Origin of the sequence: Streptomyces sp. ADMS (assembly GCF_033441795.1) — a bacterium.
Lineage (GTDB): Bacteria > Actinomycetota > Actinomycetes > Streptomycetales > Streptomycetaceae > Streptomyces.
This window is the reverse complement of record NZ_JAVFVX010000009.1, coordinates 34,044-48,639: the sequence shown is the minus strand read 5'-3', so window position 1 is coordinate 48,639 and position 14,596 is coordinate 34,044. Positions and strand designations below refer to the sequence as shown.

The following is a 14,596-nucleotide window of genomic DNA, read 5'->3' as shown; positions in this document are numbered from 1 at the left end:
GCGCTTCAGAACGCAGGAAGAAAGGGGTCCGTCGTAATGACGACGTCCATCAAGGCCGTGCGACGCATGCCCGTTTGGGCCAAGGTGCTGAGTGCCGTGGTGTTGGTGTTCGCACTGCTGCTGGCCGGGCTCCGGCTGGCGGTGCTTCCGGGGCTGGGGGACATCTTCGGCGAGGAGACGAAGGACCGCTCAGGCCCCGCGCTCCTCGAATCCATCCAGGACATCAGCCGATACGAGGCAGCGTCCGGCAACTTCCAGATCGTCGTGGACCTGGAGAAGGACACCAAGTACCTGCCCGACGCGATCAAGGGCACCCGCGTGCTCTATGTGGGTGCGGGCACGGTAGACGCCTATGTCGATCTCGGGAAGATCGCGAAGAACGACGTGACGCTCAACGAGGAACGCACCTCCGCGACGCTCCGGCTGCCGCACGCGGCTCTCGGCAAGCCCGCGCTGAACCCCGACCGCTCCTATGCCGTCTCGAAGCAGCGCGGCCTCCTCGACCGGATCACCGACCTCTTCTCCGACAACCCGAACGACGAACAGGCCGTCCAGAAACTGGCGGCCCGGCACATCGGTGACGCGGCGAAGGAGAGCGGTCTGACCGCGCGCGCCGAGGAGAACACCACCGGCATGCTCAAGGGCCTGCTCGGCTCCCTCGGCTTCACGGAGGTGACCGTGACGTACGGCACCTGAGAGGGACCGGTCTGCCCGGATGCCGGGTCCCGGAATTCGGGCAGACCGGAGGGGCATCCTCGGCCTGTTCGGGGGTACTGCCGTTTCACGGGGATCAGTTGAAGACCGGAGGACGTTGATGGCCCGATCAGCTCCGCGCACCCTCGCCGCGCTGCGTTTGCGCCCCGCGAAGGCCGAGAGCAAGCCGCCCGAGACCTCACCGAAGTCCCCGCCGAAGTCCCCGCCCAGGTCCTCCTGGAAACTCCGCAGGACCCCGAAGACCTCGGCGAAGACCGCACCGAAGGCTTCCCCGAAGCCCCCTGAGGAGGCTCCACCGAAGCGCCGCCCGTTCGCGTTCCTGGCCCGAGTGCTGACGGTCCTGTGCGCCTTCGTGTTCATGGTGGCGTTCGCCGTGATCCTGGCCCGGCTGACCCTGGAGCCGTCACCGGCGTCCGTGGCGCTGACTCACACCAACTTCCATCCGGGCCGCTCGCTGCGCGCCTACCTCGACCAGCCCGAAATGCGGGACGCCATCCGGCAGATCGGCGGAAACCTCCTGCTCGGAGTGCCTTTCGGCATCCTGGTGCCCGTCGTCGCGCCCCGGACGCGGGGAGTCCTGCGGGTGCTGTTCCTGACCGCGACCGTCATGCTCATGGTCGAGGTGGCCCAGGGCGCGCTGATCACCGGGCGTGCCTTCGACATCGACGACGTCATCCTCAACACCTCGGGCGCGCTGATCGGATACCTGCTCCTCGGCCGCCGGCTCAGCCGCGCGGTGCACGCACCCAAGCGGCGGGCTTAGGGCCTGCCCGCCGAGGCCGGCCACCTCGTCCAGGTGAACTTGTCGCCGCCGACCCAGCGGACCACGTCCGGATCGTCGAGGTCATGGACCCGGATACCGGCCGCGGCGGCGACCGCCAGCACATCGGCGAGCGACCGAGCCGCACCGACCACCTCACCGTCGATCTCCACGATCCGGAACGGCGGCACGCTCGGCTGCACCCCGAGCACCATGATCCGCGGACGGGAGATGTAAGGGCTCGACATTTCGGTCATACATAGAGCGTAGAGCGAATCCGGCCATCATGTACCAGTCGCGGACAGATCCGGAACAGTCACCTCCGCCTCTCCGTGCTGCGGGCCCGCCGAGCCCGCGCGACGCTGGAGGCGGAGGTGACGATGGCCATGGCGATGGATCCCTTCGAGGCGCTGGACCGGATCGCCTTCCTGCTGGAGCGCTCCCTGGCCCCCGCGTATCGCGTACGGGCGTTCCGCACCGCGATCGAGGTGCTGGAGGCGCTGCCCCCGGGCGAGATACGGCAGCGGGCCGCCGCCGGCACGCTGGAGTCCCTCAAGGGCATCGGCCCGAAGACCGCGCAGGTGGTGCGCGAGGCGCTGGACGGACAGGTGCCCGGGTACCTGGAGAAGCTGGAGCGTGAGCAGGGGGTGACCCCGCCTCTCCGGGACGGGGAGCGGCTGCGGGCGCTGCTGCGCGGGGACTGTCATCTGCACTCCGACTGGTCGGACGGCGGCAGCCCGATCGAGGAGATGGGCCGCACCGCGGCGCGGCTCGGGCACGAGTGGGCCGTGCTCACCGATCACTCACCCCGCCTCACCGTGGCGAACGGTCTGTCCGCCGAGCGGTTGCGCGAGCAGTTGGCGGTGCTCGATGGACTCAACGCGGCCTGGGCGCCGTTCCGGCTGCTCACCGGCATCGAGTGCGACATCCTCGACGACGGCTCACTGGACCAGGACCCGGAGCTTCTGGAGCTGCTGGACGTCGTGGTGGTGTCCGCGCACTCCAAGCTGCGCATGGACGCGCGTTCGATGACGCGCCGGATGGTGGCCGCCGTACGCAACCCGCACTCGGACGTGCTCGGGCACTGCACCGGGCGGCTGCTCGTCGGGCGGGAGCCCCGGGGCGGCGGTGGGGGGCGGGGCAAGCGCGGCGGCGGCCGGGCGCGGCCGGAGTCGGAGTTCGACGCGGACGCGGTGTTCGCCGCCTGCGCCGAGACGGGCACCGCCGTGGAGATCAACAGCCGTCCGGAGCGTCTCGACCCGCCGCGCCGGCTGCTGCGCCGGGCGGTGTCGGCGGGCGTGCTGTTCTCGATCGACACCGACGCGCACGCGCCCGGCCAGCTGGACTGGCAGATCCATGGCTGCGCCCGTGCGGAGGAGTGCGGCGTACCGGCCGAGCGGGTGGTCACGACCTGGCCGGCGGACGCCCTGCTGGTCTGGGCGCGGGAGCGCAGGACGCCGCCGGGCACCGGGGAGAGCGACGGCGGGTCCTGACTTCAACCGCGCGCCGGCCCGCCAACGGCGATCACCCACACGGAGAGGTTCACCTCTCGACGAACCGGCGCGGGTGGTACGCGGGTGCACAGTCCTCCAGCGCACCCACCAGCGCAGGCCCGACCACGTCCCGCGCCCACCCCACCCGCTCCTCCCCCACAGCCCGCGGCACCGTCTCGGTCAGCATGATCAGGTACAGGTACGCGCGGTACAGAGCAAGCCGCCGGCAGACCCCCTCGTCGAACTCGATCCGCCCTCCCGCTTCCCGGTACCCCTTCAGAAACGCCTCGTCGCCCCTGATGTCCCCCAGCAGGGCCAGCGACACGAAGTCGGCCACGGGATCGCCCCAGAACATGCGCTCCCCGTCGATGAGGCCGCCGATACGGGGCGTCCCCGTCGAACGGTCGACCAGGATGTTCCCCTGCCAGAGATCGAAGTGGACCAGGTGGGGAACGGTGACCTCGTCCAGGGCGTCGTACGCGGCCCGGGCGGTACGGGCCACCTCGTCCACCGGAACCGGCAGCCAGGCGTCATAGCGGACGACGTCGTCGAGCACGGCGTCGAGCATCGCAGTGAAGGCCGTACGCCAGTCGGGAGCGAGGGGCCGAGAGCACCGGAGGGGTAGCCGAAGGCCGGTCCGGTGACCGTGTGCAGGCGGGCCACCAGGCCGCCCAGCTCACTCCTCAGGTGCGCCCGCTCGGCATCCGTCGGGGAGTCGTCCCACGGATCGCCCGGGCAGGCGGTCATCAGCAGGTGCCCCTCCCCCACGGCCACGACACTCGGCGCCGGTAGGCCGACCGCGCCGGCGGCCCGGTAGAACTCCGCCTCGGATACGAGCAGCCGGGACTCGTGGCGCAGCCCCGGGACCGTTTCCGGTGGCGGGAGCTTCAGGACGTACCGGCTGTCGTCGGTCAGCCGGAGTTCCTCGACGGCGTTGTACGTTCCGCCGGTGAGCGGACGGCAGTCCGCGAGATGCTCCGGGGGCAACCCGGCCGATGCGAGGACCTGTCTGGCCCGTTCCCACGAATCGGTCACCGTCCGCGCCTCCCCTGCCTCAGCCAGCCGCGTCCGCGCCCTGCGTACGGCCCCGGAACAGGGTACGGAACGCGCCGCGAGCACGGCCCGCCCGCCACCGGACGGACCGGTTCAGCAGGCGGTCCCCGCGCCCACGGGGGCGCCGAACCGGGCGAGGCAGTGCCACACCATCTTCAGGTCCTGGAGTTCGTGGCGGCCGGTGCGGGCCGCGTCGCCGATGATCCGTGGGTCGAGGTGGCCGTCCTCTGCGAGCCGGGCGCCGAGTTCGACGTACTCGGGTCCACGGTAGTCGCCGTGGCGGCGCAACTCCCGTACGGAGAGCCGGTATCCGGGGTGCCATTCGAGCGGAACGGGCAGGGCGCGGGCCGCTTCCTCCACCGGGGTGCCGCGATAGCTCGCGTCGAGAACCAGTGCCTCGACGTCCTGGGCGAGCGCGACGGGGCCGTGCACCTGGGCCTCGATGTAGTCGTCGAGCGCGTCCTGCTCGTCCGCCTCGGCGAGGGCGACGAGGGACATACCGGAGGCGACCCCGAAGTGGGCGGGTTCCGCCGCGCTGTCCGGGTAGCAGAAGGTGGCCCGCACGAGGGCGGCGCCGGTCAGCCGGAAGTGCGAGGAGCCGAACCGCGGTGCGGCGCCGACGACTTGACGGCGGAAGTTCAAGGCGCCGTACACCGGACGGTGGTGGGCGGCCGCGCTGTCGTACGCTCCCGCGAACATCCGGCTCTCCCAGCGCCGGCGGTCGCCCCCGGGACGGGCGGTGAGCCCGCCGTTGCTGGTACCGGTGACGAACTGCGAGCGGTAGACACCGTCCTGCGCGAGCGCCCGCAACAGGGGCAGTTCGCGGGCCGTCCGGTCGGGGTGGAAGTTCAGGGTCACCCGCAGGTCCGGGGGAACGGGCGGGCCGGCCGAGAGGGCGGCGACATGGCGGCGAGCCTTCGTGTGCGGGGAATCGGGGTCGTCAGCCATACGGACCAGGAGATCACCCGGCGGCTCCGGAGATCAACAGCGAATGGGTCAACAGGGGAAACATGCCTGATCACGTGAGGAATACCTCTTCCCCTCAGCACACGCTGCCGGATTTCGGTGAGTACGCTCGGTCCGCTTGTGGGCTTGTGGAAAGGAGGTGTGCGCGCATGCGAGTGGTACCTGGTGAGTGGACGACGTCCGTCGTCCGGTTGGTGGGAAAGCACCGTGATCCCGTCGTCGTCCAGACGCTGCGGTCGGCGGCGGCCGCGACGATCGCGTACGTCGTCGCGCTCCGGGTCAGTCCCGAGGCCGCGCCGCTCACCGCTCCGCTGACCGCGCTCCTGGTCGTCCAGGTCACCCTCTACGCCACGATCACCACCGGTATCCGCCGGGTGAACTCCGTGGTCGCCGGGGTCGTCATCGCGATCGGCTTCAGTGTGCTGGTGGGCCTGACCTGGTGGAGCCTGGGGCTGATCATCCTGGCCTCGCTGGTGGTCGGGCATCTGGTGCGGGTCAGCGAGTTCGTGCCCGAGGTGGCGATCAGTGCGATGCTGGTGCTCGGCGTCACCCGGGTCGGGGACACGGCCTGGGCGCGAGTGCTGGAGACCGTGATCGGCGCGGTCGTCGGGCTCACCTTCAACCTGCTGCTCGCTCCCCCGGTCTGGGTGGACGCGGCCGGTGAGTCCATCGAGGATCTGGCGCGCCGGGTACGGCAGTTGATGCTGCGCATGGGTGAGGAGGCCGCCGGCCGCACCCCCGTGGACCACGCGACCGCCCGGCTGCACGAGGCTCGTCGGCTCGACCATGACATCGTCGAGGTGGACGCGGCCCTGAAACAGGCCGAGGACAGTCTGCGTCTCAACCCGCGTGTCCGCGAGGGCCTGCTGCACCGGGTGGTGCTGCGCACCGGCCTGGACACGCTGGAGATCTGCACGGTCGTCCTGCGCGTCCTCGCCCGCAGCCTCACCGACCTGGCCAAGGAACGGGAGCCGGAGCGGCTGTTCGCCCCGGAGACGGGCGCCGCGCTGGAGCAGCTGCTGTCGGAGATCGGCGACGCCGTGGTCAGTTTCGCGGTGCTCGTCACCACCGACGTCAGTGTCAGCGCGGAGTCGGCGGAGAACCGGCTCGCCACCGAGCTCCGGGCCGCGACGGCCACCCGCGACAAGCTGGCCCAGCTGCTCCTCGCGGAGATCCAGCACGACGCGGGCGAGTGGCAGTTGCACGGCGCCGTCCTGACCGAGGTCAACCGCATCCTCGACGAGCTGGACACCGAGCACCGCTCCCGGCGGCTTCTGGAGGAGCTGGACCGCTGCACCCGGGAGGAACGGGAGCGGATGCCCTGGGTGACCCGGTTGCGGAAGTACGTGCGGGTGCCCGGCAGGAACCGCAGGGCGGTGTCACGTCGTTCTATGTGACGACGTCACATGAACAGGACGACTGAGTTCGAGGGGGCTGCGCATGGGTGACTCCGGCGTACGGATCGACGGAAACACGCTGCGGCTGCCGGGCGGTGTGGCCGTACGCTTCGTGCGGACCTTGCGCCTGCCGGAGACCGGCACGCATCCGCTGCCGCCGGGGCTCGGCGAGTTCCCGGTCCGCCGGGTCGCCGACTACCCCGACACGGTGCCGGAGGCCTGGCGGGCGCGCGGTGGGGTGCTGCTGCCGGTGTATCTGCGCGAGGCGATGTGGCTGAGTTTCGGGGGCACCACCCAGCCCGCCGCGCTGCAGGTGGGCGTGGGCAAGGTGTGCGCGGTGTCCGGCGAGCCGTGGAGTGACCGGCTGTCGGGGAAGCCGCAGAACTACGTGGTGCTGCCGCGCCAGCCCTGGCTGGACGGTATCAACTCCGGCAAGGGCACGGTCCGCCAGTTCGTGGCGGTGCCGCTGGGGCTGGGCGCGACCGTCGAGGGCCAGGTCACCGGCGAGGAGGTGTGGGGCGGCGTACAGCTCCAGTCGTTCCCGCTGACCGACGCCGAACTGGCGAAGTGGCGGGAGGAGGAGCACCGGCGGGCGGAGCGGGCGCGGGCGGCGAGCGCTCAGGTCGGGGGTTACGGCGGCGCCGTACCCATGGCGCCCATGGCGATGCCCGGCCCGTCGGCGCCCGCCGGCGCGGCGGGGCCGCAGCGGTCGGGGGCGGCGATGGGTCTGGGTGTCGGCGGGGCCATGCGCCAGGAGGTCTACCGGGACGACCGGCCGCTCACCGCATGGGCCGAGCGCCCCGCCGGACGCGTGTTCGTGCATCTGGTGACGCCGCCCGAGTGGCGCCGTATCACCGGCGAGGCGCCGCCTCCGTCGCCCGTGGACCGCGCGGCCTACACGCGGGCCGGCCTGCCCTGGTTCGACTACTTCGACCAGGACGCCGAGGACCTCGCTCCCACGGACCCCCTGACGGCAGTGCAGCCGGTCGGCGACTGGCTCGGCGACGACCACGAGCCCTGGCAGGCGCCGTCGCCCGGCCAGGTGAAGCCGCTGACGGGGAAGCCGGTTGAGGACGGCGACTGGTAACCCTTCTACTGCAGCATGCGCAACGCGCATTGCTTCTCTTGCAAATGACGGGCGGTCCACGCCAGAGTTGCCGTGACGACCGATGACGGCTGAGGCGACCGAGACCCGGAGTGCAGACATGAGCGGTGGCACGGAACCGGCGCGGGGCGCGCGCACCGGCTGGAGCAGGCACCGGTTCGTGGGTCCGGCGACGGGCACCGCCGCGACGGCGTCCGTCCCGGCTAAGGCGATGGCGGCGGTCCCGGCAGAGCCTGGCGCCGCACCGGAATCACCCGAACCGGAGTCGCCCGAACCGGCAGCCCCTCGACCAGCCGCTCCCCGGCCCCTCTTCCTCGGCACCTACACCTCCGTCGAGGACGGCGGCACCGGCATCGGTCTGGCCACCTACGACCCGGTCTCGGGCCGCGTCACCGGCACCGGCACCCTCACGGGCGTGGGCGACCCGTCCTACCTGGCGGCGCACCCGGACGGCCGCACCCTGTACGCGGCTAACGAGCGCCAGGACGGCGGCGTGACCGCGATCCGGCTCGGTGACGAGGGCGGGCGGCACCAGTTGCTGGGCACTCGGAGCACCGGCGGCGCGGGGCCGTGTCATCTGTCCGTGCATCCGGGCGGACGGTGGCTGCTCAGCGCCAACTACGGCTCCGGCAGCGTGGCGGTGCACCCCATCGACGCCTCGGGCGCGCCGGGCGAGCGCACCGATCTGGTCACACACTCGAGTCCGGCGCGCGGTCCGGGTCAACAGGGCCCGCACGCGCACCAGTTCGTCACCAGCCCCGACGGCGGTCATGTCCTCGCGGTCGACCTGGGCACGGACACGGTCCACACCTACCGCCTGGACGTCTCGCGCGGCACGCTCACGGAGGTCTCGCGCGCCCAGACCCGGCCGGGCGCGGGTCCGCGCCATCTCACCTTCCACCCCGGCGGCCGGTACGCGTATCTCGCCAACGAGGTCGACAACACGGTCGCGGTGTGCGCCTACTCCCCCGCCACCGGGCGCCTGGCCATCGGGGAGGCGCAGTCCACAGGGACGGGTACGGGCACGAGTTACCCGGCCCAGCTCGTGGTGACCGGGGACGGGCGGTTCGCGTACCTGGCGAACCGCGGCCACAACAGCCTGACGCGGTACGCCGTGGAGGCGGACGGCGCACGTCTCCGGCTCCTCGACACGGTGCCGGTCGGGGGCGACTTCCCCCGCCACATCACTCTCGCGCCGTGCGGGACCCTGCTGTTCGCGGCGAACCAGCGGTCGAGCACGGTCAGCGTCTTCCGCGTCGACCGGGCGAGCGGTGAACTGCGGCTCACGGGCGAGCCGTTCGCGTCACCCGTCGTCGTCTGTGCGCTGCCGCTGTAGCGCGCGGGGGCAGGAGGCCGCGCTGGCCTGGGTGAGCAGGACGTGCATGCGCTCGGTGAGCTGCGCGACGGTGTCGGCGGGCTGGTGGAACGACAGACGTACGTCGCCGTGGGCGCGGGCACGCTCGATGCGCAGGGTGAGTCCGTGCCGGTCGACGGCGAGCGGCTGGACCTTGACGGCGCCGTGCAGACTGTCCGGCTCGACCAGGCGGGTGAGGCGCTCGACTGCGTCGCCGTGGCAGTCGGCGAGGTGGGTCAGCAGCCCGGCCTCGGCCGTGGCCAGCGGGTCGGGTGCGGCGGCGGCGAACTCGTCGAGGTCGACCACGGTGGCACCGGACGTCTGGCGCAGGACCACCCGCGTCGGACGGAACGCGAGCCGCTCGCCCTCGACGGAGAACCAGCCGGCCATCCACAGCCGGGCGCGGATCCGGTTGCGTACGGGGACGGGCGAGACGTCGGCGAACTCCAGCACGGCCGACGGCTCGCCGCGCGGGGCGCAGACGGCGGCGGCGAGCAGCGTACTGTCCTCCGGCACGTCCAGGATCACCCGGCCGTCCTCGCCGACGGTGTGCGCGCCGACGAACTCCTCGCGCCCGCCGTCCGCGGTCACCGCGCAGGACCATGCGGCCGCGAGCACGGAACGCGCCCGTTCCGCCGCGGCGGGCGCGGCCGTCCAGGTCGGACTGTCACCCATCCCAAACCTCCTTAGGTAAGCCTTGCCTAACCTATCGAAGATCCGCGTGTACGCCAACCATCTCCAGCGATCCTGTGCGATTCCCAGCAGTCGCGCCGGAGGCCGACCCCCCTCAGACGGCGAGTGTTCCGAGCAGCGCCCGCGCGCAGAGATCCCGTACCTGCTCCCGGGAAAGGTCCGTGCCGCGCAGCCACTCCAGGCACACGGCGGTCGTGAAGGCCAGCCAGCCCCGGACGGCGAGCCGCAGGTCGGGCCGCTCCGCCGGCAGCCGCCCGAACTCCGGGTCGGCCGCGAGGGCTGCGAGGATCTGCCGCTCCTGCGCGGCCAGCGCCCGCTGATAGACCTTCCGTACGGCCTGGTCTCCGGAGGCGTCGGCACGATGGAAGGCGCGATAGCCGTGCGCGTGCTCCTCGACGTACGCCAGAAAGGCGTCGAGGTTCGTATCCAGTTGCTCGCGTACGGGAACGCCCGGCACAGCGGCCGTCATCCGCAGCATGCGCTCGCTCTCGCGCTCCACGACCGCCGCGAAGAAGTCCCGTTTGGCCGGGAAGTAGTGGTAGAGCAGCCCGCGCGAGACACCGGCGATCTCGGCGACCTGCTCGATCCACACGTCGTCGTACGGGCTCTCCGAGAACAGCCGCGCCCCGACCGCCAGAAGCTGCTCACGGCGCTCCACGGTGCTGAGCCGGCGACGCGTGCGCACACCCTCTTTCGCGGCCATGCCCGCACTTTACTTGACGTCGGTTCAACAGCGGGATCAGACTGACCCCGTTATTGAACCCACGTACAACAGGCTCAACACGCCACTGGACCAAGGGAGATGGCGTCATGACCGAGACGGCGACCGGGGCCGCTCCGTCCAGGGGATTCCGCAGTGCCGAGCTGGACTGGCCGGAGCTGCGCCGCGTTCCGTGCCCGTCGCGCAGGCTGCCGTGGCTGGGCGACCTCGTCGGCGCGAGTCCGCGCACTCCCCTCCAGGACTCGATGCGCCTCGGGCTGCGCCTGGGGCCGATCTTCCGGCGCAAGGCGTTCGGCAAGGAGATCGTGTTCGTGTGGGGCGCGGAACTCACCGCCGATCTGGCGGACGAGACACGCTTCGCCAAGCACGTGGGCCTCGGGGTGGCCAACCTGCGCCCGATCGCGGGGGACGGACTGTTCACGGCGTACAACCACGAACCCAGCTGGCAGCTGGCGCACGACGTCCTCGCCCCCGGATTCAGCCGCGAGGCGATGGCCGGTTACCACCCGATGATGCTGGCCGTGGCCGAGCGGCTCACGGACCACTGGGACCGGGAACTGACAGCGGGCCGGGCGGTGGACGTACCCGGCGACATGACGAAGCTGACCCTGGAGACGATCGCGCGCACCGGCTTCGGACACGACTTCGGCTCCTTCGAACGGGACCGTCCGCACCCCTTCGTGACGGCGATGGTGGGCGCCCTGAACCACGCGCAGTATCTGAACGTCGTCCCCGCGCCGCTCGCCCCGCTGCTGCTGCGCCGGGCCACGCGGCGCAACGAGACGTCCATGGCGTACCTGAACCGGACGGTCGACGAGCTCGTACGGGCCCGCCGGGCATCCGGCGGCAAGGGCGGCGGCAACGGCGATCTGCTCGACCGCATGCTCGACACCGCCCACCCGGAGACCGGCGAACGCCTCGCGCCGGAGAACGTGCGGCGACAGGTCCTCACCTTCCTCATCGCGGGCCACGAGACGACGTCCGGCGCGCTCTCCTTCGCCCTGCACTATCTCTCCCGGCACCCGGAGATCGCCGCCCGCGCCCGCGCCGAGGTGGACCGCGTCTGGGGCGGGGCGGCCGTCCCCGGCTACGACCAGGTCGCCAGGCTGCGGTACGTGCGCCGGGTGCTCGACGAGGCGCTGCGGCTGTGGCCGACGGCGCCCGGCTTCGCCCGCGAGGCCCGCCACGACACGGTGCTCGGCGGCGAGCATCCTATGCGCGAGGGCGCCTGGACGCTCGTTCTCGCTCCGCTGCTGCACCGCGACCCGGCCGTCTGGGGCGCCGACGCCGGCCGTTTCGACCCGGACCGTTTCGACGCGGCGGCCGTGCGCGCCCGCCCCGCCCACGCGTTCAAGCCCTGGGGCACCGGGGCCCGGGCGTGCATCGGGCGCCAGTTCGCCCTGCACGAGGCCACCCTCGTCCTCGGCCTGCTGCTGCGCCGCTACGACCTGAAGCCCGACCCCAACTACCGGCTGCGGGTGGCGGAACGGCTGACGGTGATGCCGGAGGGGCTGCGGCTGCACCTCGAACGCCGGTCCCCGGGCGCGGAGTTGGCGGCTGTGTGAACCGGCACCTCACAGCTGAATTTTCCGGCGTGTCGGGGTCTCCACATACGGAGGAAAAGAACCTCCGCTAATACAGAGTCAGACCCTTGAGACGCGGGAGAGACCATGTGCACCCATCAGCCTCCGTGCCCGGCCGTCGACAGCCCGGACCACGACGCCGCAGTCATCGTCGTGGCCCATCCCGAGCAGGGCTGGAATCTGCTCTGCAACGGAACGATCGTCTTCGACGACACGGGCGAACTCCTGCCGGACGGACGGGCCGTGGGCCCGCAGCGCGGCGGCGGCACACTGGCCGTCGCCGCCTGAGCCGGCGGTTGCCGTCACACCTCGTCGCGGGTCAGGGCCAGCAGCCGGTCGAGCACCCGGGGTCCGCCCGCCCGCACTCCGTCGTGCTCGAACTCGTCCGTCACCCAGGTCCGCAGCCCGCGGATCGCCCGCGCGGTCTCCAGCGCGTGGCCCGTGTCGACGTACATGTCGTCGTGGTAGACGGCCGCGGCGACCGGGACCTCGTTGACGGCGAGGCGGGCGCGGTCGTACAGGGGCGGCCAGCCCGTGTGGGCGGCGAGGAGTTCGGCCGTTTCGCGCAGCGGAAGCAGGGCCGGGTCGACGTCGAACATCCAGGGGTGGACCGACTCGCCGGTGAACAGCAACGGGCCGTCGCCCGCGAGGGACTTGCCCGCGTCGAACTGCGGGAACTCGGCGCGCACCCGCTCGGCGGACCAGTCGGTGGGGCGGGTGTCCTGACCGTAGACGGCCTCGTGGACGAGGGCGTACAGCGGGTGGGCGGCGTACGACAGGAGGCCCTGGGCCTCCTCCAGGAAGGCGTCGGACAGGGTTGTGCCCCCGGGGGCGGGGACGAAGGCGTCCTCCAGGAGATAGTGCAGCCGGTGGCTGCCCTCGCCGCCGCCGAGGATGATGCCGAGGGACTGGAAGGCCTCGGCGGTCAGACGGTAGCCGTTCGGCAGGACCGGCTCGTGTCCGCTCACGTACTCGGCGATCCGCCGGGCCCGTTCGACGTCCTGGGGGTAACGCGCGTAGTGCGCGGTGACCTTGCGTTCGATACGGGGATAGGCGGCCCGGTAGACGTCGTCCGCGTGCCCGTCGAGAGAGGGGAGGCCACCGGTGATCAGGGCGGCGGCCAGGCCCTCGGGGGCCGTGGACAGATAGTTCACCGCGCAGAAGCCGCCGAAGCTCTGCCCGAGGACCGTCCAGGGGGCGCCGCCGGTGACCGAGGGACGTATCGCCTCGCAGTCCCGGACGATCGAGTCCGCGCGGAAGCGGGTGAGATGGGCGGCCTGTTCGGCGGGCCCGCCGCGCAACGGGAGCGTCTGACGGTTGGCGGGGGTGGAGGCGCCGGTGCCGCGCTGGTCGAGAAGAAGGACACGGAACTCCTCCAGGGCACGGCCGAGCCAGGCCCCCTGGCCGACGAAACGATTCGCCCCGAAGCCCGGACCGCCCTGGAGATAGAGCAGCCACGGCAGGTCGTCCCGGTCCGCCCTGTCGCCGGCGACGACCTCGCGGGCGTACAGCTCGATGGTCTCGCCCCCGGGGTCGTCATGGTCCAGAGGCACCGTGAAGCGGCGGTCGGTGAGGACGACTCCGGGCTGACGGTAGCTGACGGTCAACGGGGCTCCCGGGACGGTTGGATTGCGGGCCGCCCCAGTTGAGCACATGTCCGGGGCGCTGCCGAGCCCCGGGATCATGACGACGTGCGGAATTCCTTACTGAATCCCGGATCAGCGGGCCGACAGGCTGGAGCGCCGGACCACCAGCTCCGGCTGGAGCACGACCCTGCGGTGCGAGTGGCGTCTCGCCCCGGACTCCGCCTCCGTCTCGGTCTCCTCCAGGAGGAGTTCCGCGGCCAGGGCACCCATGGTCACGGCGGGCTGGCGGACGGAGGTCAGCGGGACGGCCGCGGCGGCGGCGAACTCGATGTCGTCGTAGCCGACGATCGCGAGGTCGTCCGGGACGCTGACACCGGCCGCGTACATGGCCTGCAGAACGCCCAGGGCGAGCAGGTCGTTGGCACAGAAGACGGCGGTCGGACGGTCGGAGAGACCCAGGAGACGCGCGCCCGCGTCCCGGCCCGCGGCGACGTCGAGGCGCTCGGTGGGCAGCTCGCGCAGGGCCGAGGGGCTGAGGCCGGCCTCGGCGAGCGCGTTCAGGGCGCCCGTGCGGCGGTCGCGCACCTGGTTGAAGCCGGGCGGTCCGCTGACATACGCGATGGAGCGGTGGCCGGCGTCGATGAGATGGCGTACGGCCAGGGCGCCGCCCGCGACGTCGTCCACGGAGACCGAGCACTCGGTGGTGCCCTCGGCGACCCGGTCGACCAGGACGAACGGGATGCCGTGACGGCGGAACGCCTCGATGTTGCGGCCGGACGCGTCGGCCGGGGTGAGCAGTACTCCCCGCACCCGCTGCTCGGCGAAGAGCGACAGGTAGTCGGCCTCCTCCCCCGCGCTCTGGGCGCTGTTGCAGACCATCACCCCGAGCCCGGCGTCACGCGCGGCCCGCTCGGCACCGCGCGCCACGTCCACGAAGAAGGGGTTGCCCATGTCGAGAACGAGCAGGCCCATGATGCGGCTGCGTCCGGCACGCAGCTGACGGGCCGACTCGCTGCGGACGTAGCCGAGGCGGTCTATCGCGGACAGCACTCGGGCGCGGGTCTCGGTGGCGACCGAGTCCGGGCGGTTGATGACGTTCGAGACCGTACCGACGGAGACTCCGGCGGCGCGGGCAACGTCCTTGATACCCACCGGCTGGGCCATCAGGCGG

Annotated in this window: 14 protein-coding genes and 1 pseudogene; 8 read left to right on the top strand and 7 right to left on the bottom strand. The window is 71.9% G+C overall.

Going from position 1 to position 14,596, the window contains the following annotated elements:
- Window positions 1-36: 36 nt before the first annotated feature.
- A complete protein-coding gene (locus RB628_RS06290) occupies window positions 37-696 on the top strand; it encodes a DUF4230 domain-containing protein (protein ID WP_318319283.1) in 660 nt (219 codons plus the stop codon).
- A 118-nt stretch (window positions 697-814) separates the two neighbouring features.
- Window positions 815-1,477: a VanZ family protein gene (locus RB628_RS06285; protein ID WP_318319282.1), complete on the top strand. Its 663-nt coding sequence runs from the start codon at window positions 815-817 to the stop codon at window positions 1,475-1,477.
- On the opposite strand, the gene RB628_RS06280 is transcribed toward RB628_RS06285, so the two are convergent.
- Window positions 1,474-1,731: a hypothetical protein gene (locus tag RB628_RS06280; RefSeq protein ID WP_318319281.1), complete on the bottom strand. Its 258-nt coding sequence runs from the start codon at window positions 1,729-1,731 to the stop codon at window positions 1,474-1,476. The two genes, RB628_RS06285 and RB628_RS06280, sit on opposite strands and share 4 nt — an antisense overlap.
- 135 nt (window positions 1,732-1,866) lie before the next feature.
- On the opposite strand from RB628_RS06280, the gene RB628_RS06275 reads away from it, so the two are divergent.
- On the top strand, window positions 1,867-2,967 hold the full coding sequence (locus RB628_RS06275) for a PHP domain-containing protein (protein ID WP_318319340.1): 1,101 nt from the start codon (window positions 1,867-1,869) through the stop codon (window positions 2,965-2,967).
- Between the two features lie 49 nt (window positions 2,968-3,016).
- Here RB628_RS06275 and RB628_RS06270 read toward each other — a convergent pair.
- Together RB628_RS06270 and RB628_RS06265 are read right to left on the bottom strand one after the other, a co-directional pair.
- Window positions 3,017-4,002: pseudogene (locus RB628_RS06270) on the bottom strand (phosphotransferase family protein).
- 111 nt (window positions 4,003-4,113) lie between these two features.
- Window positions 4,114-4,968, bottom strand: a complete 855-nt coding sequence (locus RB628_RS06265; protein ID WP_318319280.1) for a DUF3626 domain-containing protein — start codon at window positions 4,966-4,968, stop codon at window positions 4,114-4,116.
- Between the two features lie 167 nt (window positions 4,969-5,135).
- Between RB628_RS06265 and RB628_RS06260 the strand changes: the two genes are divergently transcribed.
- From RB628_RS06260 to RB628_RS06250, 3 genes are all read left to right on the top strand, one after another.
- The gene (locus RB628_RS06260) at window positions 5,136-6,383 is read left to right on the top strand and encodes an FUSC family protein (RefSeq protein WP_318319279.1); all 1,248 of its coding nucleotides are present in this window, start codon (window positions 5,136-5,138) and stop codon (window positions 6,381-6,383) included.
- A 43-nt stretch (window positions 6,384-6,426) separates the two neighbouring features.
- Window positions 6,427-7,470, top strand: coding sequence for a hypothetical protein (locus RB628_RS06255; protein ID WP_318319278.1), 1,044 nt, complete (start codon window positions 6,427-6,429; stop codon window positions 7,468-7,470).
- 118 nt (window positions 7,471-7,588) lie between these two features.
- The gene (locus RB628_RS06250) at window positions 7,589-8,824 is read left to right on the top strand and encodes a lactonase family protein (protein WP_318319277.1); all 1,236 of its coding nucleotides are present in this window, start codon (window positions 7,589-7,591) and stop codon (window positions 8,822-8,824) included.
- On the opposite strand, the gene RB628_RS06245 is transcribed toward RB628_RS06250, so the two are convergent.
- Together RB628_RS06245 and RB628_RS06240 are read right to left on the bottom strand one after the other, a co-directional pair.
- Window positions 8,792-9,517: a DUF2470 domain-containing protein gene (locus RB628_RS06245; RefSeq protein WP_318319276.1), complete on the bottom strand. Its 726-nt coding sequence runs from the start codon at window positions 9,515-9,517 to the stop codon at window positions 8,792-8,794. The genes RB628_RS06250 and RB628_RS06245 overlap by 33 nt on opposite strands.
- Before the next feature lie 112 nt (window positions 9,518-9,629).
- Entirely contained in the window at window positions 9,630-10,238 is a 609-nt protein-coding gene (locus RB628_RS06240) for a TetR/AcrR family transcriptional regulator (protein WP_318319275.1), read from the bottom strand.
- A 107-nt stretch (window positions 10,239-10,345) separates the two neighbouring features.
- On the opposite strand from RB628_RS06240, the gene RB628_RS06235 reads away from it, so the two are divergent.
- Both RB628_RS06235 and RB628_RS06230 read left to right on the top strand, forming a co-directional pair.
- The gene (locus RB628_RS06235; RefSeq protein WP_318319274.1) at window positions 10,346-11,821 is read left to right on the top strand and encodes a cytochrome P450; all 1,476 of its coding nucleotides are present in this window, start codon (window positions 10,346-10,348) and stop codon (window positions 11,819-11,821) included.
- A gap of 105 nt (window positions 11,822-11,926) precedes the next feature.
- Window positions 11,927-12,127, top strand: coding sequence for a DUF5999 family protein (locus RB628_RS06230; RefSeq protein ID WP_318319273.1), 201 nt, complete (start codon window positions 11,927-11,929; stop codon window positions 12,125-12,127).
- Between the two features lie 14 nt (window positions 12,128-12,141).
- Here RB628_RS06230 and RB628_RS06225 read toward each other — a convergent pair whose 3' ends face one another.
- Window positions 12,142-13,446 (bottom strand): alpha/beta fold hydrolase, encoded by a 1,305-nt coding sequence (locus RB628_RS06225; RefSeq protein WP_318319272.1) that lies wholly within the window; start codon window positions 13,444-13,446, stop codon window positions 12,142-12,144.
- Window positions 13,447-13,557: 111 nt separating this feature from the next.
- Window positions 13,558-14,589 carry a LacI family DNA-binding transcriptional regulator gene (locus RB628_RS06220; RefSeq protein ID WP_318319271.1) on the bottom strand — a complete coding sequence of 344 codons (1,032 nt, stop codon included), beginning with the start codon at window positions 14,587-14,589 and terminating at the stop codon, window positions 13,558-13,560.
- Window positions 14,590-14,596 lie beyond the last annotated feature (7 nt).